This is a genomic window from Actinoplanes sp. NPDC051861 (genome assembly GCF_040681145.1).
Lineage (GTDB): Bacteria > Actinomycetota > Actinomycetes > Mycobacteriales > Micromonosporaceae > Actinoplanes.
Map to the genome: position 1 here is coordinate 233718 of NZ_JBFAYE010000012.1, position 17701 is coordinate 251418.

A 17701-nucleotide genomic window follows, 5' to 3' on the forward strand; every position below is an offset into this window, starting at 1 on the left:
ATTCGGTTCGCCACCATTGGTCACGACGGATGCCCCGAACACAACGAGGAGGCCTCGGTGAAGCTGACGTTCGTTGCCAAGGACCCCGGATCGGAGCCCAGCGGATCTCCGACCCTCTACCGCACCGATCGCGGCTCCTGGGTGGTGCAGGGTTGGGTTGTGACCGACACGGACGCCTTGGACGCCATGGACATCCCCGCCGGCGAGTCCTGCGTGGAGATCCCTGACCGCCTCGTCCCGTTCTTCCAGCGCCAGTCGTGAGCCGGCCCGCCACCTACGACGACCTCAACACCCTGTGTCGAGGCATCAAGCGGTCCTTCATCCATCTGGAGACGCGCGATGCGTACGGCACCGAGGTTGAGCTGCCGCACATGGCGAAATGGGCCAGCGGCGAACCAGACGACTACGCCTGGCTCGGGTGGTGGCTGGACATGCTCCAAAGCCACCGCGCAGCGGGGCGAACCTGCCGTCGCGCCCGCGTCGTCTCAGAGCCGCTGAGCACCTATCAGCAGTGGACGAAGAGCCACGTCCGACTCTTCGTCGAGGCCGGCGAGGACATCCGCTACGTCAGCCGTCCTCGCCTCGTCGACGTCATGCTGCCGGGCAGCGGCGACTTCTACGTCTTCGACGACGAGACAGCCCTGTTCCTGCACTATGCGGGCAACGGCACCAACGCATCCTTCGAGATAGCCGAGGATCCCCAGATCGTGCAGGCATGCATGACCGCGTTCTCGGCGGTCTGGGATCTGACGAAGCCGAACGTTGAACAACGATCCGAGTAGTTCCGTTCACCAGGCGCGCAAGGAGCTCGGCGCGCGCCTTCGGAACCTGCGGAAGGCTGCCGGCCTCACTGGAAAGGAGCTGGCCGCCGCCACAGGGCAGCATTTCACGCGGATCAGCCGCATCGAGAACGGCGGACAACCGCCGACCGAACGCAATATCCGAGATTGGGCTGCGGCCTGTGCGGCTGAGGATCAGCTGCCGGATCTGCTGGCCACGGCCCAGTCCATCGAATCCGCCTATCTCGAATGGGCGCGACAAGCCCGCGCCGGCATGCGCCGCCTCGGCGACCTTCACTCCATCGCCACCTATCAGACGACCACGCTGTTCCGCATTCACGAACCAACCGTCATGCCGGGCATCTTTCAGACCGAGTCCTATATCCGCCAGATGCTGCTCTTCTGGTACGAATTCCTGGGCGCGCCGGACGATGCTGACGCCACAGTGGCGATGAAGGTGCAACGCACCGCCGCGGCGCTGACGCCTGCCAAACGGATCGTTGTCGTCCTCGGCGAGCAGGTGCTCCACACGCGTCGCGGCACGCCTGAGGAGCACGCGGACCAGCTTCAGCACCTGCTCGAACTGATGCGGCTCCCGTACGTGTCGGTCGGCATCATCCCGGCCCGAGCTCAGCGCTTCGCGATCGCCACGGTGGGCTTCTGGATCTTTGATCAGAACGCTGTTGCGCTCGAAACTCCCACGGCGGCGATCAAGGTGACGCGGCCGCAGGAGATTGGCCGGTATGTCGCGATGTTCGAGCGGCTGCAAGCCGAGGCGGCGTATGGACACGAGGCGCGGCAGATGATCTCCGCTGCGATTGCAGCCCCGCCTGGCCCGATGACCCCCTGATCACTGAACCGGCATGCGGACCGCGCGGCGGCGGGTGCGGTCGGCGGGGACGACCATGGGGGTGCCGGTTTCCGGGTCGGGGATGACGCGGCACGGGACGCCGAAGACGTCTTCCACCAGGTCGGCGGTCATCACCTCGGTGGGTGGGCCCTGGGCGACGACGCGGCCGGACTTCATCACGATCAGGTCGGTGGCGTAGCGGCAGGCGTGGTTGAGGTCGTGCAGGACGGCGACGATGGTGCGGCCCTGGTCGTGCAGGTCGGCGCAGATGTCCAGGACGTCGAACTGGTGGGCCAGGTCGAGGAAGGTGGTCGGCTCGTCGAGCAGCAGGATGCCGGTCTGCTGGGCGAGCACCATGGCCAGCCAGACGCGCTGGCGCTGGCCGCCGGAGAGTTCCTCGGCGAAGCGGTCGGCGAGTTCGGTGACCTCGGTGAGGCGCATCGCCTCGGTCACGGCGGCCTCGTCCTCGGGTGACCACTGGCGCAGCATCCGCTGGTGGGCGTACCGGCCGCGGGCCACCAGGTCCTCGACGACGATGCTGTTCGGCACGACCGGGGACTGCGGGAGCATGCCGAGGCGGCGGGCCACCTCGCGGGAGGCATACGTGGTAATGCCCGCCCCGTCCAGCAGCACCGTCCCGCTGACCGGCTTGAGCACCCGCGCCAGCGCCTTGAGCAGCGTCGACTTTCCGCACGCGTTGGGACCGACGATGACCGTGAAGGAGCCGTCCGCGACGCTCACACTCAGGTTCTCGGCGACGACGCGCTCGTCGTACGCCAAAGTGAGGCTCTCCCCGCGCAACCGGCCGTCCATGCTTGCCACTTCCTCAGCCCCGCATCCGTCCGCGTCGCCATTCCCTGACCAGAAGCCAGGTCAGGTACGCGCCACCGAGTGCGGCGGTCACCACCCCGACCGGCACGTCCTGTTCGGGCAGCACCCGCTGGGCCACCCAGTCGCTCGCCGCCATCAGCACGGCGCCCATGGCGGCGGCCGGCAGCACACCCGCGCCCGGTCCGCGGCTGAGCCGGGCGGCCAGGTGCGGTGCGGCCAGCGCGACGAAGGCGACCGGCCCGCACGCGGCGGTGGCGCCGGCGGCCAGGACCACGCTGGCCAGCGCGAGCAGGGCCCGTGTCCGTTCGACCGGGACACCGTGCAGTCCGGCGGTCTCGTCGCCGAGCCGCATCATCGACAGGTTGCGGCCCAGCCACAGCACCAGCGGGAGCATCACCAGCAGCGGCACCCCGGCCATCGCCACCTCGGTCGCCGTGGCGCCGTTGACGCTGCCGATCTGCCACACCTGCGCGGTCTGGGCGTCGCTGAGGCGGGCGCGCAGGACGAGGTACGAGTTGAGGGCCTCCAGCAGCGCGGAGACGCCGATGCCCATCAGGATCAGCCGGAACGGCTGGGTGCTGCCCCGGCGGTAGGCGAGCAGGTAGATGAGGACCGCCGTGATCAGGCAGCCGGTGACGGCGGCGCCCGCGACCGGCAGGCCGCGCCAGCCCAGGACGAGGATGGCCAGGATCGCGCCGGTGGCCGCGCCGATGGTGAGGCCGACGAAGTCGGGGCTGCCGAGCGGGTTACGGGTCAGGGTCTGGAAGACGGCGCCGCTGACGCCGAGCGCCGCACCCGCCAGCAACCCGACCAGCACGCGCGGCATGCGCAGGGTGTAGACGATGAACTCCGTACCCGCGTCGCCCCGCCCGGCGAGGGTGCGCAGGACGTCCGGCACCGGCACCGGCAGGTCGCCCGAGGAGAGGTTGACCAGGCCGAGGACGAGGGCGATCAGGAGGAGGGCCGCGCCGACGACCAGGGGGCGCACGGGTAGCCGCAGCGCGACCGGCCCGCGGCGGACGGTCAGGCGGGCCGGGCCGGCCGTGGTCACAGGACCCCCAGGCGACGGCGGCGGCAGATGACGAGGAAGACGGGTGCGCCGACGAACGCGGTCACCACGCCGACGGCGAGTTCCGAGGGCGCGACCACGACCCGGCCGATGACGTCGGCGAGCAGGAAGACGGTCGGGCCGACGACCAGGGAGTAGATCAGCACCCACCGGTTGTCCGGCCCGGTGAGCAGGCGTGCCACGTACGGCACGGCGAGACCGAGGAACCAGATCGGGCCGACCGCGGCGGTCGCGGCGCCGCAGAGCAGGGTGATCGCGGTGATGCCGAGCAGCCGGATCCGCCCGGGACTGGCACCCAGCGCGACGGCCGCCTCGTCGCCCATGCCGAGCACGTTGAGCCGGCGCCCGAGGGAGAGCGCCAGCACGACACCGGCCAGGATGAACGGCATCACCCGGACGACCGTGCCGGAGTCGCGGTCGGCGAGCGAGCCGACGTCCCAGTACCGGTAGTGGTTGAACGTCTGCGCGTCGGTGACCAGCACACCCCAGATGTACGCGCCGAGCACGGCGGTCAGCGACACACCGGCGAGGACCTGGCGTTCCGGGGTGGCGTTGCGGCCGACGCCGCCGACCGCGAAGACCGCGGCCGAGGTGAGTGCCGCGCCGAGGAACGCGAACCAGATGTAGCCGGCCGGGTTGGCGATGCCGAGGAACGCGATCGCGGAGACGACCGCGGTGGCCGCGCCGAGGTTGACCCCGAGAAGGCCGGGTTCGGCGAGGGGGTTGCGGGTCAGGGCCTGCATAAGCGCCCCGGCTAGGCCGAGGGCGGCGCCGACGCCGATGGCAAGAAGGGTACGGGGAACCCGCAGCCCACGGACCACGTCGGACGCGACCGAGCCATCGGCCTCCCACAGCACCCGCCACACATCAGCGAGCGGGACCGAGCGTGTCCCGACGGCGAGGCTGAGTGCGGACGCGACGGCCAGAGCCGTGATCGTCACAGCGAGCACGACCACCCGTTTGCGCAGCACCCGCGTGCGGGGTGCGACGGTGGTCGCGGTCATCCGGGCCCCTTCTCGACGGATAAGGTGAGGCTAACCTACTATCCCCTCGAACAAGCTTTCGAGAGGGGATCCCATGCGCCGTCTGACCAGCGCCCTCGCGGCCGTGGTCGCGGTTGTGACCATCAGCGCCTGCACCAACGACAACGCCGGCACCGCCGAGACCGGGGCGCCCGCCGCCTCCGCCGGTGCGACCGACAGCTTCCCGATCACGGTGGAGCACAAGTACGGCACCGCCGAGATCAAGGCCGAGCCGAAGCGTGTCGTCGTCGCCGGCCTGACCGAACAGGACACCCTGCTCGCGCTCGGCATCGTCCCGGTCGCCACCACCGAGTGGTTCGGCGAGTTCCCGGGTGCGGTCTGGCCCTGGGCGCAGGACGAGCTCGGCTCGGCGGCCAAACCCCAGGTGCTGACGTACGTGGACGGCATCCAGTACGAGAAGATCGCCGGGTTGCGGCCCGACCTGATCATCGGTCTCTACTCGGCGCTGACCCAGGCCGACTACGACACCCTCTCCAAGATTGCGCCGGTGGTCGCGCAGCCGAAGGGCGGCATCGACTACGGGATCAGCTGGCAGGACACCGTCCGTACGGTGTCCAAGTCGGTCGGCCGCTCGGCCGCCGGCGAAAAGATCGTCGCCGACGTCGAGGGCAAGCTGGCGGCAGCCAAGCGGCCCGAGTTCGCCGGAAAGTCCGCGCTGATCTCCACGCTCTACGAGGGCTACTACGTCTACGGCAGCCAGGACCCGCGTGGCCGGCTGCTCAAGGACCTGGGCTTCACGCTGCCGGCCGACCTGGACGCGCTGACCGGCAAGGAGTTCGGCGTCAGCATCAGCAAGGAGCGCACCGACCTGCTCGACACCGACGCGCTGGTCTGGCTCGTCCCGGCGTACGACGCGGACAAGGCGAAGATCCACGCCGACCCGCTCTACGCCAAGCTGGACGTGAAGACGCAGGGACGCGAGGTGTTCCTGGAGGACGGTGAGCTGCTCGGCGGCGCCACGTCGTTCATCACGCCGCTGAGCCTGCCGTTCCTGCTGGACGGCCTGGTGCCGCAGCTGGCCGCCGCGGTCGACGGCGACCCGAACACCCCGGTCGTCCGCGCCTCGCAGCCCGCTCCGGCGCCGTCGGCGTCCTGACCCACACCCTGGTCAGTACGCTGTCGGGGTGAGTCAGCCGAGCATCCGTGACGTGGCGGCGATGGCAGGTGTGTCCTACCAGACCGTCTCGCGGGTCCTCAACGACTCACCCCGCGTGCGCCCCGAGACCCGTCAGCACGTCCTCGACGTCATCGACCGGCTCGGCTACCGGCCGAACCGCGCCGCCCGCGCCCTCAACCTGGGCCGGGCCGGCGCGGTCACCGTTCTCACCTCCGACACCGTCCTGTACGGCTACGCCCGTCTGCTCCAGGGCATCGAGGAGGCGGCCCGCGTCGAGGGGCTCCCGGTCGGCATCCGCGTCATCGAGTCCGGCTCCCCCGCCGATGTCCGCTCCGCCGCCGACTATGTCGGGGACGCCAGCGCCGGCGGCGTCATCGTCGTCGCCTTCGACCCGGCCGGCGCGGCCGTCCTGCGCGCGCTGCCCGGCGACGTGCCCGCGGTGGCCGCCACCGAGGCGGGCGGTCTCACCGGCGTCGCCCGCCGCATGATCTATCTGGACGAACGACCCGCCGCCCGCGAGGCCACCCGCCACCTGCTGTCGCTGGGCCACCGGACCGTGCACCACGTGGCGATCCCGTCGGAGACCGGCACGATGGGCCGCCAGGCCGGCTGGCGCGACGCCCTGGCCGAGGCCGGCATCCCCGCACCGCCGGTGGTCGCCGCCGGCTGGGACGTCACCTCCGCCTTCCACGCGAGCCGCGACCTGGCCACCAACCCGTCGGTCACCGCCATCCTGTGCGGCAACGACGACATCGCCCTGGCCGTACGCCGCGCCCTGCACGAGGCCGGCCGCGACGTACCGGGAGACGTCAGCATCGTCGGCTTCGACGACGTGCCGGGCTGCGCCTACTGGACCCCGGCCCTGACCACGGTCCGGATGAACTTCGTCGGCCTGGGCCACGCCTGCGTCGCCGCCGTCGCCGCCGAGATCCACGGCCTCCCCCACGCTGACCCGGTCCTCGAAGAACCGCAGCTGATCATCCGGGAGTCGTCGGGGGCCGCCGGTCAGCGGGCCCGGCGCACGACGATCCGGAACCCGAGGTCCCAGTAGGCGTTGCACGGCACGTCGTTGAGCCGGAACGACACGTGCGTGGCGAGCGGCTCGCTGCTGTACCAGGAACCGCCCCTGACCCCGCGCTCAGCCATGCCACCCAGCGCCTCCCGGTCCTCGGCCGTTGTCCACGGCAGCGACCGGCTGCTGACCCACTCCCACACGTTCCCGGCCATGTCCTCGGGCTGCTGGGGTACAGGCCCGCCGAGCGAGAAGAACCCGACCGGGATCGCGCCGAAGTGGGTGATGGTGGCGGTGCCGCCGGCGGTGAAGTCGCGCGTGAGGCACTTCGCCGGGTTGGTCTCCCGGCGGGTGCCGGTCCAGTAGGCGCCGGCCGCCCACTCCCACTCGATCTCGGTCGGAACCCGGACCTCGTCGGCCGGCCCGATCAGGTCCCGTGAGCGCAGCCGCTCCTGGAACCACCGGCAGTACGCCTGCGCCTCCCACAGGTTCACGCCGACGACCGGCGCGGTGGGCAGGTCGAAGCGGGCGTCCTCCCAGAACAGCGGCCGGTCGCGCCGCATGATCCGCCGAGCGACCCGCTGCGACTCGCCGGCGTAGCGGGCGAACTCGCGCTCGCGGAACTCCTTGCCGAAGTCCAGGTTCTTGCGTTCCTCCCAGAGCCGGACCAGCTCGTCGACGAAGTCCGCGTCCTGTGTGCGCCACCTGGCCGCCTCGGCGCCGGCCCACCAGCGGGGGTCGTGGTAGCCACCGGCCTCCAAGAAGAGGCGGTACTCCTGGTTGGTCACCGGGAAGCGGCTGACCTCGAACGGTGTGACGGTGACTTCGACCGGCGAGCTGGACGGCACCCGTTTGGGCTCGCGCTGAGGAAGCGGCTCGTCGGTGCCGACCCGGCCGGTGCTACCGGGCACCACGACCAGGGACAGGTCCGGCGCGATCCGTTGGCCGTCGGCGCCGAAGAAGCGGGGGTCACGCAGGCGGCTGGCCACGCACAGCGCGCGGATCCGCACGTGCCGGGCCAGGCGGCTGTCGCACGCCAGGCGGAACACCGTGTCGACGGCAAAGGACCAGAGCCCGGAGCCCTCGGCGGAGATGGGTCACGCTGGGTCCGGCTGACCGAGCTGTCGCGCCATGTCGTGATGGAACGACACCAACTCGGCCATCGGGATCGGCGCCCGTGAGACCGCGCCCACATCCTTGCCCTCCGCGGTCCACGGTGGCGGCCACGCGTGTATGCCCTGGTCGAGCGGGAGTTCCGCGACCTCGGCTTCCCAGCCGTGCCAGCGCAGCGTTTCGTAGAACGCGGTCAGCGAGCCGGACAGCACGGCGTGCAGCCAGTCGGCATAGCCCTGCTCGAGGTCCAGCCAGCCCAGGTCGTCGGGCGCGAAGTAGTGAATTGTCGGTGCGGCTCCCGGTGCGGGCTGGAACCAGGAGAACTGGCCGCCCAGAACGTCGTAGGCGACGACCACGATGCCGGTTTCCGGCTGGGCCTCGGTGGCGACGTCCGGCAACAGACCGCTGCCGCTGCCCAGCACCCGCAGCCAGCCGTGGTCGACCAGCAGGCCGCCGGTGTTGGCGATCACCGCGCCGAGCCATGACCGTGCCGACATCCCGAACGCCGCGAGGCAGCGCTGCGCTGCCTCGGGGTCCACCGGGAGCACCTCAACGGGATAGGGCGCCGCCGCCACCGCTGTCGTCATCTCCGGCCAGGCCGACTCAGTCATTGCGGAAGCTTCTCACGGCCGTGGCGGTCATCTCGCCGTAACGAAACGGTAACGGGGCTATCGGGAGAGGCGTGTGACCGGTCACACTCGCTTCCAGCGTGTGACCGGTCACATCACCGAACCGGAGGTAGTTGCGCCATGAGAGTTCCCCTGACCGTCCTCACTCTCCTCGCCGTCTTGGTGCCCGCTGTCCCCGCAGCGGCCGCCGCCCCACAGCTCGTCGTCGACCTCGCCGCCAACACCGGGGCGCTCAAGTACGGGGCCACCGGCTTCCTGTACGGGCTCGGCGACGAGGGCATCCCCGACGAGACGATGCTCGCCGCGCTCAAGCCGCAGGTCACCGCACAGAAGGCGCCGGACGGGCTGCAGCACCCGAACGGTGACGCGCTCAAGGTGGCGCCGATGTTCAAGCGGGCCGGTGGGCGTGACATCCAGATCTACATGCAGGACATCTACCAGCAGTGGCCGTACGAGAACCTCGGGATCGGGGAGTATCTGGCCAAGGTGGACACGATCACCCGCAAGGTGGTGGCTGATCCGTATCGGTCCTCGTACGTCTATGTGCCTTTCAACGAACCGGATCTGATCTGGTACCAGAACAATCTGAACGGCCTGATCAACGACTGGCGGACGGTCTTCCAGCGCATCCGCTCGATCGATCCGCAGGCGCGCATCGCGGGACCGAACTTCGCGGGATACCGATCCGCGGACATCCGGGCGTTCTTGACCAGCGCGAGGGCGAACAACGTCCTCCCCGACGTCACCACCTGGCACGAGCTCAACAACGACTTCTTCACCAGCTGGTACGACCACTACGACAACTACCGGGCCATCGAGCGCGACCTCGGCATCTCCGCCAGGCCGATCTCGATCAACGAGTACGCGCGGTTCTCCGGCGACCTCGGCGTCCCCGGCAACCTCGTGCAGTACGTGACCCGCTTCGAGAACAGCAAAGTGGACGGCTGCCTCGCCTACTGGACCACCGCCGGCGGGCTGAACGACCTGGTCACCCGCAACAACCAGGCGACCGGGGCGTGGTGGCTCTACAAGTGGTACGGCGACCTGACCGGCAACACGGTGGCGGTCACTCCCCCGAACCGCAACGGCTCGCTGCAGGGCGTCGCGGCCTACGACGCGAACAAGAAGCAGGCGCGGCTGATCTTCGGCGGCAACGAGAACGCGAGCGCGACCTACGCCACGGACATCGTCATCCGGAACGTCCAGAAAAGCCATGTCACGGTCTGGGGCGTCGACAGTTCCGGGCTCAACCCGAACACCGGCCCCTACCTGCTGACCGAGGGTGACTTCACCCCGAGCAACGGCCAGATCACCGTCCCGCTCACCAACCTCAGGGGCACGAGCGCCTACCACCTGATCGTCACACCGGACACGGACCGGAGCAGCCCGCAACGGTACGAGGCCGAGTACGCGTCGCTGAGCGGCAGCGCCCGGGTCACCTACGGCACCAACACCGGCTACTCCGGGACCTACTTCACCGAGGGGTACGGCGCCAGCACGAACGCGGCCACCAGGTTCGTGGTGACGGCGGCCGATGACGGCTACTACAACGTCGGCCTGCGCTACTCCGCCGGCCCCTACAGCGGCGCACCGGCGAACCGGTCGGCGCGGATCACGCTGAACGGCAGCACGCTGACCGATCTCGCCCTGCCCGGCACGGCCGACTGGAACACCTGGAACACGGTGACCGCCAAGGTCTTCCTCAAGGCCGGGATCAACCGGATCGACGTGGGCGCCTACGCGAGCGACGACCGGGACGCCATCAACGTCGACCACCTGGACGTCACGCCCACGAGCGGGACGATCACCACGTACCAGGCCGAGGCGGGCGGCAACCAGCTGGCCGGGACCGCGGTGGTCGTCAGCGACTCGGCTGCCTCCGGTGGCCGCTACGTCGGCTGGCTGGGCGCGGGCGCGGCCAACACGCTCACCTTCACCAACGTGACGGTTCCGGCAGCGGGCCGCTACCGGCTGGTCGTGGGATACGCCAACGGCGAGCTGGGCGCGGGCGCGGAGAACTACAACTCCAACATCGTCGACCGCTGGGCCGACCTCACCGTCAACGGCGCGAGCGCCGGGCGCACCTACTACCGCAACACGCTGGGCTGGTCGATCTACCGCACCAGGGTCGTCGACGTCACCCTCACCGCCGGCGCCAACACGATCCGCTTCGCCAACTCCTCGGCCGGCTACGTCCCGAACATCGACTACATCAAGATCGCCGCACCGATCGGCTGAGGCCTGTCCGGCGGGAAAGAGGAGCAACAGTTGATCACGTGGGGACACCGTGCGCTGCGGCTGGTCATCGACACCACCGCGGGCGAGCCGGTCACCGTCCGGAGCCTGACCGCGGGTGCCGAGGGCCCGCCGGCGCGGTCCGGTCAGCCGATCGCCGAGCTGATCACTCCCGGTCAGGGCCGGGCGCAGGTTTCGCAGCGCTTCGCCGGCACCGCGATCGGGCGGCGGCTGGCGCACGCCGGGCACACCCGGCACGAGGCCGACGGCCGGCACGAGCTGCGGCTCGATCTGCGTGATCCGGTCACCGAGCTCACCTTGCGCTTGGTGCTTCGCTCCCGCGACGGCGTTCCCGCTTTCCAGGCGACTTCCACGGTACGCAACGACAGCACCGAAACCGTGACGCTGCTCGGCGTCACCTCGTTCGCGATGGCCGTTCCCGGTCCCGCCGAGTCACTCGAGCTGTTGCAGGCGGACAGCGAGTGGCTCGGCGAGGGCCGCTGGCACCGGCGGCCGCTGCGCGACAGCGCAGCCGTGAACCTCAGCCTGCCGATCCACGGGCAGGACGGTCGCGGCGGTTTCCGGGCGGTCAGCACCGGCACCTGGTCGAGCGGCCGGGCGCTGCCGACCGGCGGGCTGCTCGCCTCGGACGGGCGGGGCTGGCTGTGGCAGGTGGAGCACAACGGGCCGTGGCGGTGGGAGGTCGGCGAGCAGCTCGGCGGCGTCTACGTCGCGATGCTCGGCCCGACCGATTCCGACCACCAGTGGCAGCAGCCCCTCGCGCCCGGCGAGGAGTTCACGTCCGTACCCGTCTCGATCGCGGTCAGCGACACCGGCGACCTGGCCGGCGCCGCCGCGGCCCTGACCGCGCACCGGCGCACGCTGGTCCGTGACCACCCGGACCGGGACGCGCTGCCGGTGGTCTTCAACGACTACATGAACACGCTGATGGGCGACCCGACCACGGCCCGCCTGCTGCCGCTGATCGACGCCGCCGCGGACGCCGGTGCCGAGGTGTTCTGCGTCGACGCCGGCTGGTACGACAACGGCACCGACTGGTGGGACAGCGTCGGTGAGTGGCAGCCCTCGCAGACCCGGTTCCCGCGCGGCATCGAGGAGGTACTCGGCCGGATCCGCGAGCGCGGGATGCGGCCCGGCCTGTGGCTCGAGCCCGAGGTGATCGGGGTGCGCAGCCCGGCCGCCGACAAGCTGCCGGTGGAGGCGTTCCTGCGGCGCGGCGGCGAGCGGGTGGTGGAGCACGACCGCTACCACCTCGACCTGCGGCACCCGGCCGCGGCGGCGCACCTGGACGAGGTGGTCGACCGGCTCGTCGAGCAACTCGGTGTCGGCTACCTCAAGCTGGACTACAACATCGACCCTGGCACCGGCACCGACTCGGGCACCGAGAGCGCGGGCGCCGGGCTGCTCGGCCACAACCGCGCCCACCTGGCCTGGCTGGACGGGATCGCCGCGCGGCACCCGGATCTCACCCTGGAGAACTGCGCGTCCGGTGCGATGCGGATGGACTACGCGCTGCTGTCGCGGATGCAGCTGCAGTCCACGAGCGACCAGCAGGACTGGCTGCGCTATCCACCGATCGCCGCGGCGGCTCCGCTGTCGGTCCTGCCGGAGCAGGCGGCCAGCTGGGCCTATCCGCAGCCGGAGATGAGCGACGAGCAGATCGCGTACGCGCTGTGCACCGGCCTGCTCGGGCGGATGTATCTGTCGGGCCGCCTGGACGCCATGAGCGCTGATCAGATGCGGTCGGTCCGGTCGGCGGTGGGTGTCTACCGGCGGATCCGGGCGGACGTCGGGCGGTCGTCGCCGATCTGGCCGTCGGGGCTGCCGGGCTGGGACGACCCGTGGATCAGCCTCGGCCTGGTCGCGGGGGCGACCACCTACGTCGGCGCCTGGCGACGTGGCGAACCGGCGTCCACGCGACTCTCCCTGCCGCATCTCCAAGGATGTGATCTTGAAATCGCGGTGCTTTTTCCCGTACCTCTGCGGTCCTGGTCCTTTGATTGGAACCCGGCGGCAGGCCTCCTGGATCTCCATGCAGCCGGCAGCCGGCCGGCGGCGCGTCTGTTCGCTCTCACCCCTCGCACCCGATAGGAGCCACCATGCGTAACTGGACCCGCGCCGCGGCGGCGGCAGCGGTCGTGATGCTCGGCCTCGCCGCCTGCAGCGACCCGGCAGCCGAAGGACCGTCCGGCGCAGCCGCCGGATGGCCGGAGGCGAACGCCAAGCTGGACGGCGTGAACCTGACGATCTGGGCGGCGCAGAACAGCAACACCGTGCCGGACCAGGTGATCAAGGCGTTCCAGCAGCAGACCGGCGCGACCGTGAAGGTCGTGACGATCCCCGACCCCTACGAGCAGGGTGTGCAGACCAAGGTCGCCACCGGCGACAAGCCGGACCTGGCGTTCTGGCAGCCGACCGCGTCGATGCTGACGGCGCTGAACGCGCGCACGAACCTGCAGCCGCTGACCGACGCGCCGTGGATTCCGCAGGTGGATCCGGCTCTGCGGGACATCACCGGCCTGCTGGACGGCACCCGGTACGCGGCGCTGATCACGAGTCCGGCTGTGGAGGGGGTCTATTACAACAAGGAGGTCTTCGCGGCCCATGGGATCACGTCCCTGCCGTCCTCCTTCGACGAGATGGTTTCTCTCGCGCGCGACCTCAAGAAGAAGGGAGTGACGCCGTTCTTCGAGATGGGCGGGGATCGGTGGGCGACGCAGTGGTGGGTGCAGGTGCAGCTCGCCGACGCCGCCAAGGCCGGACTGTGGGATCGGATCAACAACGGGACGGCGACCTTCTCCTCGCCCGAGGTGGTGTCAGCGATCCGGAAATATCACGATCTGATCGGTGAGGGGCTGTTCAACAGCGACATCAAGACGGCCACCTTCGACGATCAGGGTGCGGCGCTGCTCGGCGGCAAGGCGGCCATGGCGATCCAGGTGAACTCGTTCTTCGGGCAGCTGCAGGCCAAGGCGGACACGGCGACCCTGGACTCGAAGATCGGGTTCTTCCCGATCGCGCCGTCGGGCAACATCGGGACGTTCATCCCGGACCAGTCGAACGCGCTCGTCGCGTTCCGCACCGGGGACGCTGCCCGGGAGGCGGCGGCCCGGCAGCTGCTGGCCTTCTGGCTCGGCCCGAACTACGCGGCGTTCGTGGCGGACCGCAAGACGGTGTCGCTGCAGCCGGCCGTGCCCGACCCGGCCGGGGTGCCGAAGGCTCTGGCTGACGTGCACGCGGCGCTGCCGACGTCGGTCGGATCGATGCAGGCGCTCGCGGTCGCCAACCCGGACCTTTACCTGAACCTCGCCGACATGATCAATGGAACCATGACACCCGAGCAGGTGGCCGAGGCCACGCAGAAGCAGTTCGCGCAGCTCGCCAAGGCTGCCGGGAAGTGACGGCCCGGCGCCACGATCACCCCCTCTGGTTCCTGGTTCCGGGGTTCGTGCTGCTGGGGGTCTTCTTCCTGCTGCCGACGCTGTTCAACTTCATCTACGCGTTCACGGACTGGTCCAGCTTCAAGGCGGCGATCAACCCGGTCGGATTCGCGAACTTCGCGGATCTGGCCGGGGACGGCACGCTCTTGCGCGCGGTGCGCATCACCCTGATGTACGCCGTGCTGGTCGCGATCTTCCAGAACGTCTTCGGGTTCGGGCTGGCGGTGCTGCTGGAGCGGGACACCGTGGTCAACCGGATCCTGCGGGTGGCGTTCGTGATCCCGGTCCTGATGTCCGCCCTGGCGGTGGGCTACATCTTCCAGGCGCTGCTGAAGCCGGGCGCGGGACTGGGATTCACACACGCGTGGCTGGGCGACACGACGTGGACGATCGTGGTCGTGTCGCTGATCCACGCGTGGAAGTGGATGGGCCTGTCCATGTTGATCTACCTGGCCGGCCTCAAGACGATCCCGGTGGACGTCATCGAGGCGGCCCGGGTGGACGGGGCGTCGCGGTGGCGCTCGTTCTGGTCGGTGCGGTTTCCACTGCTCGCGCCCGCCGTCACGTTCAATGTGGCCACCGCTCTGCTGGGGTCGATGAACGGGTTCGACATCGTGCAGGCGACCACGGCCGGTGGGCCGGCACGGACCACCGAGATCCTCAACATCTTTATCTATCGGACATTCGGTCAGGGCCTGTTCGCCCAGGCGACAACGATGAGCCTGGTGTTGTTCCTGCTGGTGGCCCTGTTGGCGTTTCCGGTGATCGCTCTGTTGCGTCGCCGGGAGGAGGTTCTGTGAGCCGTCTCCAGCCGTGGTTCGCTTCCGTTCTGTCTCTTCTGCTCCTCGGGCTTCCGCTGTGGCTGGTGGTCGCGACCGCGGGGAAGTCGCAGAGTGAGGCTCTGACGCCCGATCTGTCGCCGCCGTCGTCCTGGCAGCTGCTGCCGAACCTCGGCCAGGTGTGGACCGAGGGCCGGGTGCCGTCGGCGTTGTTGGGCAGCCTGCTGATCGTCGTGCCGACCGTGCTGATCGCGCTGGTCGTCGGCTCGATGGCCGCCTGGGTCCTGGCCCGGCGCAGCTCGCGGCTGATCGCGGTCTGCTACGCGTTCGCGATCAGCGGCATCGTGCTGCCGCCGGCCGTGGTGACCGTGGTGCTGCTGCTGCGCCAGCTCGGGCTGGCCGGCACCGCGGTCGGGATGATCGGCGTCTACCTCGGCATCTACCTGTCCACGGTGATCTTCTTCGTCACCGGATTCGTGCGGACCATACCCACCTCGATCGAGGAGGCGGCCCGCATCGACGGCGCCGGGCCGATGCTGGTGTTCCGCCGGGTGGTGCTGCCGATGCTGCGGCCGGTCCTCGCGACCGTCACGATCCTGGTCTGCCTCTACGTCTGGAACGACGTGTTCTACGCCTTCTTCGTGGTCGGCGGGCGCATGGACACGTTGCCGCTCAACCTGTTCCAGGTGGCCAGTGCCGGGCTCTACCTGAACAACTGGCATCTCATCTTCGCGTACGTGGCCCTCATGAGCGTCCCGCTCGTCGTCGTGCTGGCCGTTGCTCAACGGCAACTGATCTCCGGAATCACCAGCGGCGCGGTGAAGTGAGGGCTATACCGAAGCTGTGACACCCATGGCCGACGGATCACCAGGACCGACCGTTCTGCGCGCCCGGCCCGTCCTGCTGCTCGCCCTGGGTTACGTCTCGGTCATCGCGGCGATCGACGCGGTGGCGCCGCCGTCCTTCCTGGTGATGAACCTGATCGTCGCCGGGCCGGTGATCGCGGCGCTGGCGGCCAGCGCGCGGGTCGTGCTGCTCACCGGGCTGTACGCCGCGGCCTGCGGCAGCATCCTGACGGCGTGGCCGAATCACTTCTGGGGAACCCGGTACCACATCGGTCTGACGATGACCTTCGTCTCGGTCACCGCCGCCGCGGCCGTCGCCGCCGAGGTGCGCCGCCGTTTCGAGGTCGCGGCGTGGAGGGCGGAGTCCGACCGCCGGGCTCTCGCGAGCATCGTCGAGACGTCGGACGAGTCCATCATCGCCACGGATCTCGCCGGCCACATCACGGTGTGGAACCGGGGCGCCTGCGAGCTCTTCGGCTACCCGGCGAGCGAGGCGATCGGCCACCACCTCGACATGACCTACCGGCCGCGCGACGCCGGACACATCGCCGAGTCCCTGCAGCGCGTCGGAAAGGGCGACCGGATACACGAGCCCGACGTGGAACTCGTGCGCAGCGACGGCGAGGTGGCCAACGTCTCGGTGGTGCTGTCGCCGATCCGCGACGCCACCGGAAACGTCTGCGGAATCTGCGAGATCGTCCACGACATCAGCGAGCAGAAACGGATCGAGGAGCGCGAGCGCGAGCGGTCGGAACGGGCCCAGAACGCCCAGCACCTGCAGAGCCTCGGACAGCTCGCGGGCGGCATCGCGCACGACTTCAACAACCTGCTGGCGATCATCGGCAACTACGCCGACCTGGTGGACGAGCAGGTCGCCGGCCACGACGGCGCGCGGGCCGACCTGGACCGCATCCGGGTGGCCGCGGACCGGGCCACCGGCCTGGCCCGGCAGCTGATCGTCTTCGCCCGGGGCGAGCCGACACCGACCGCCGTGTTCGACCTGAACACGACGGTGGTCGAATCGCACAGCCTCCTGGCACGCACGCTGGGCACGCACATCCAGCTGGTGACCAGACCCGCCCCGGACCCGGTCCCGATCGACGCCGACCAGGGCCAGATCAACCAGGTGCTGCTCAACCTGGCCATCAACGCCCGCGACGCGATGCCGGACGGCGGAACCATCGTCGTCGAGGCCGGCATCGCCGACGTGGACGACCAGACCTCGCACGTGCAGCCCGCGCTGCCGCCCGGCCGGTACGCCCGCCTCGCGGTGAGCGACACCGGCACGGGCATGTCCGCCGACGTCGCCGCGCACATCTTCGAACCGTTCTTCAGCACCAAGCCGCAGGGCGAGGGCACCGGCATCGGCCTGGCGACCGTGTACGGCATCATCAGCCACGCCGGCGGCGGCATCCACGTCTACTCCGAGCTGAACATCGGCACCACGATGCGCGTCTACCTGCCGCTCGCGCCGCTCGGCAGCGGGGCCGAGGCGGCCGCGGTCACCGACGTCGTTCGCGGCGACGGCCAGGTCGTCCTGGTCGTCGACGACGAGGACGACCTCCGAGCGGTCGTCGAGCGCATCCTGATCCGGGCCGGCTACGCCGTGATGACCTGCTCCAACGGCGAGGCGGCGCTGCCGCTCGCGGTCAGCGGGCGATGCGACCTGCTGCTCAGCGACCTCATCATGCCGGGCATGTCCGGGCGCCGCCTGGCCGAACTGGTCCGCGAGCGGGCTCCGGAACTGCCGGTGCTGTTCATGTCCGGCTACAGCGACGGGCTGCTGATCGCGAAGGGCGCCTTCGACCTGCGCATCCCGATCGTCCAGAAGCCGTTCACGGCGGCGGCCCTCTCCCGCGCGATCCATCGGGCCCTCTCCTCGGCTCGCGCCGGTCACCCGGTCCGCGTAGATTGATGGCGGTCTATTGGACTTCGGAG

At 70.0% G+C, this 17701-nt stretch carries 16 protein-coding genes; 11 read left to right on the forward strand and 5 right to left on the reverse strand.

The genetic code is table 11. The annotated features are described in order from the left end of the window. The first annotated feature begins 57 nt into the window (after nucleotides 1-57). Genes AB0M02_RS28585 through AB0M02_RS28595 form a run of 3 tightly spaced genes read left to right on the forward strand, consistent with a single transcriptional unit; the run spans nucleotide 58 to nucleotide 1629 of the window. Complete coding sequence (locus AB0M02_RS28585) at nucleotides 58-261, forward strand: hypothetical protein (protein WP_364232140.1); 204 nt, start codon at nucleotides 58-60, stop codon at nucleotides 259-261. Further along, entirely contained in the window at nucleotides 258-782 is a 525-nt protein-coding gene (locus AB0M02_RS28590; RefSeq protein WP_364232143.1) for a DUF6879 family protein, read from the forward strand. The genes AB0M02_RS28585 and AB0M02_RS28590 overlap by 4 nt, the downstream gene beginning before the upstream one ends. Then, nucleotides 763-1629: a helix-turn-helix transcriptional regulator gene (locus AB0M02_RS28595; RefSeq protein WP_364232146.1), complete on the forward strand. Its 867-nt coding sequence runs from the start codon at nucleotides 763-765 to the stop codon at nucleotides 1627-1629. The genes AB0M02_RS28590 and AB0M02_RS28595 overlap by 20 nt, the downstream gene beginning before the upstream one ends. Here the strand turns inward: AB0M02_RS28595 and AB0M02_RS28600 are convergent, their stop codons facing one another. Genes AB0M02_RS28600 through AB0M02_RS28610 form a run of 3 tightly spaced genes read right to left on the reverse strand, consistent with a single transcriptional unit; the run spans nucleotide 1630 to nucleotide 4533 of the window. Further along, nucleotides 1630-2442, reverse strand: a complete 813-nt coding sequence (locus AB0M02_RS28600) for an ABC transporter ATP-binding protein (RefSeq protein WP_364232148.1) — start codon at nucleotides 2440-2442, stop codon at nucleotides 1630-1632. A gap of 13 nt (nucleotides 2443-2455) precedes the next feature. Then, the gene (locus tag AB0M02_RS28605) at nucleotides 2456-3511 is read right to left on the reverse strand and encodes an iron chelate uptake ABC transporter family permease subunit (protein WP_364232151.1); all 1056 of its coding nucleotides are present in this window, start codon (nucleotides 3509-3511) and stop codon (nucleotides 2456-2458) included. Next, nucleotides 3508-4533 (reverse strand): iron chelate uptake ABC transporter family permease subunit, encoded by a 1026-nt coding sequence (locus tag AB0M02_RS28610; RefSeq protein ID WP_364232154.1) that lies wholly within the window; start codon nucleotides 4531-4533, stop codon nucleotides 3508-3510. The genes AB0M02_RS28605 and AB0M02_RS28610 overlap by 4 nt, the downstream gene beginning before the upstream one ends. Nucleotides 4534-4606: 73 nt before the next feature. Here AB0M02_RS28610 and AB0M02_RS28615 point away from each other — a divergent pair, with 73 nt between their 5' ends. After that, nucleotides 4607-5668 carry an iron-siderophore ABC transporter substrate-binding protein gene (locus tag AB0M02_RS28615; protein ID WP_364232157.1) on the forward strand — a complete coding sequence of 354 codons (1062 nt, stop codon included), beginning with the start codon at nucleotides 4607-4609 and terminating at the stop codon, nucleotides 5666-5668. A 28-nt stretch (nucleotides 5669-5696) separates the two neighbouring features. Beyond that, nucleotides 5697-6740, forward strand: a complete 1044-nt coding sequence (locus AB0M02_RS28620; protein WP_364232160.1) for a LacI family DNA-binding transcriptional regulator — start codon at nucleotides 5697-5699, stop codon at nucleotides 6738-6740. Here the strand turns inward: AB0M02_RS28620 and AB0M02_RS28625 are convergent. Further along, nucleotides 6695-7750, reverse strand: coding sequence for an SUMF1/EgtB/PvdO family nonheme iron enzyme (locus tag AB0M02_RS28625; RefSeq protein ID WP_364232162.1), 1056 nt, complete (start codon nucleotides 7748-7750; stop codon nucleotides 6695-6697). The genes AB0M02_RS28620 and AB0M02_RS28625 overlap by 46 nt on opposite strands. 48 nt (nucleotides 7751-7798) lie before the next feature. Next, nucleotides 7799-8425 carry a DUF2625 family protein gene (locus AB0M02_RS28630; protein WP_364232164.1) on the reverse strand — a complete coding sequence of 209 codons (627 nt, stop codon included), beginning with the start codon at nucleotides 8423-8425 and terminating at the stop codon, nucleotides 7799-7801. A gap of 138 nt (nucleotides 8426-8563) precedes the next feature. On the opposite strand from AB0M02_RS28630, the gene AB0M02_RS28635 reads away from it, so the two are divergent. Genes AB0M02_RS28635 through AB0M02_RS28660 form a run of 6 tightly spaced genes read left to right on the forward strand, consistent with a single transcriptional unit; the run spans nucleotide 8564 to nucleotide 17678 of the window. Beyond that, nucleotides 8564-10681 carry a CBM35 domain-containing protein gene (locus tag AB0M02_RS28635; RefSeq protein WP_364232167.1) on the forward strand — a complete coding sequence of 706 codons (2118 nt, stop codon included), beginning with the start codon at nucleotides 8564-8566 and terminating at the stop codon, nucleotides 10679-10681. Nucleotides 10682-10711: 30 nt separating this feature from the next. Then, nucleotides 10712-12790 (forward strand): glycoside hydrolase family 36 protein, encoded by a 2079-nt coding sequence (locus tag AB0M02_RS28640; protein ID WP_364232169.1) that lies wholly within the window; start codon nucleotides 10712-10714, stop codon nucleotides 12788-12790. A gap of 8 nt (nucleotides 12791-12798) precedes the next feature. Then, a complete protein-coding gene (locus AB0M02_RS28645; protein WP_364232172.1) occupies nucleotides 12799-14100 on the forward strand; it encodes an ABC transporter substrate-binding protein in 1302 nt (433 codons plus the stop codon). After that, nucleotides 14097-14939, forward strand: a complete 843-nt coding sequence (locus AB0M02_RS28650; RefSeq protein WP_364232174.1) for a sugar ABC transporter permease — start codon at nucleotides 14097-14099, stop codon at nucleotides 14937-14939. The genes AB0M02_RS28645 and AB0M02_RS28650 overlap by 4 nt, the downstream gene beginning before the upstream one ends. Continuing rightward, the gene (locus AB0M02_RS28655; RefSeq protein ID WP_364232176.1) at nucleotides 14936-15745 is read left to right on the forward strand and encodes a carbohydrate ABC transporter permease; all 810 of its coding nucleotides are present in this window, start codon (nucleotides 14936-14938) and stop codon (nucleotides 15743-15745) included. The genes AB0M02_RS28650 and AB0M02_RS28655 overlap by 4 nt, the downstream gene beginning before the upstream one ends. A 25-nt stretch (nucleotides 15746-15770) precedes the next feature. After that, entirely contained in the window at nucleotides 15771-17678 is a 1908-nt protein-coding gene (locus tag AB0M02_RS28660; RefSeq protein ID WP_364232178.1) for a PAS domain S-box protein, read from the forward strand. The last annotated feature ends 23 nt before the right edge of the window (nucleotides 17679-17701 follow it).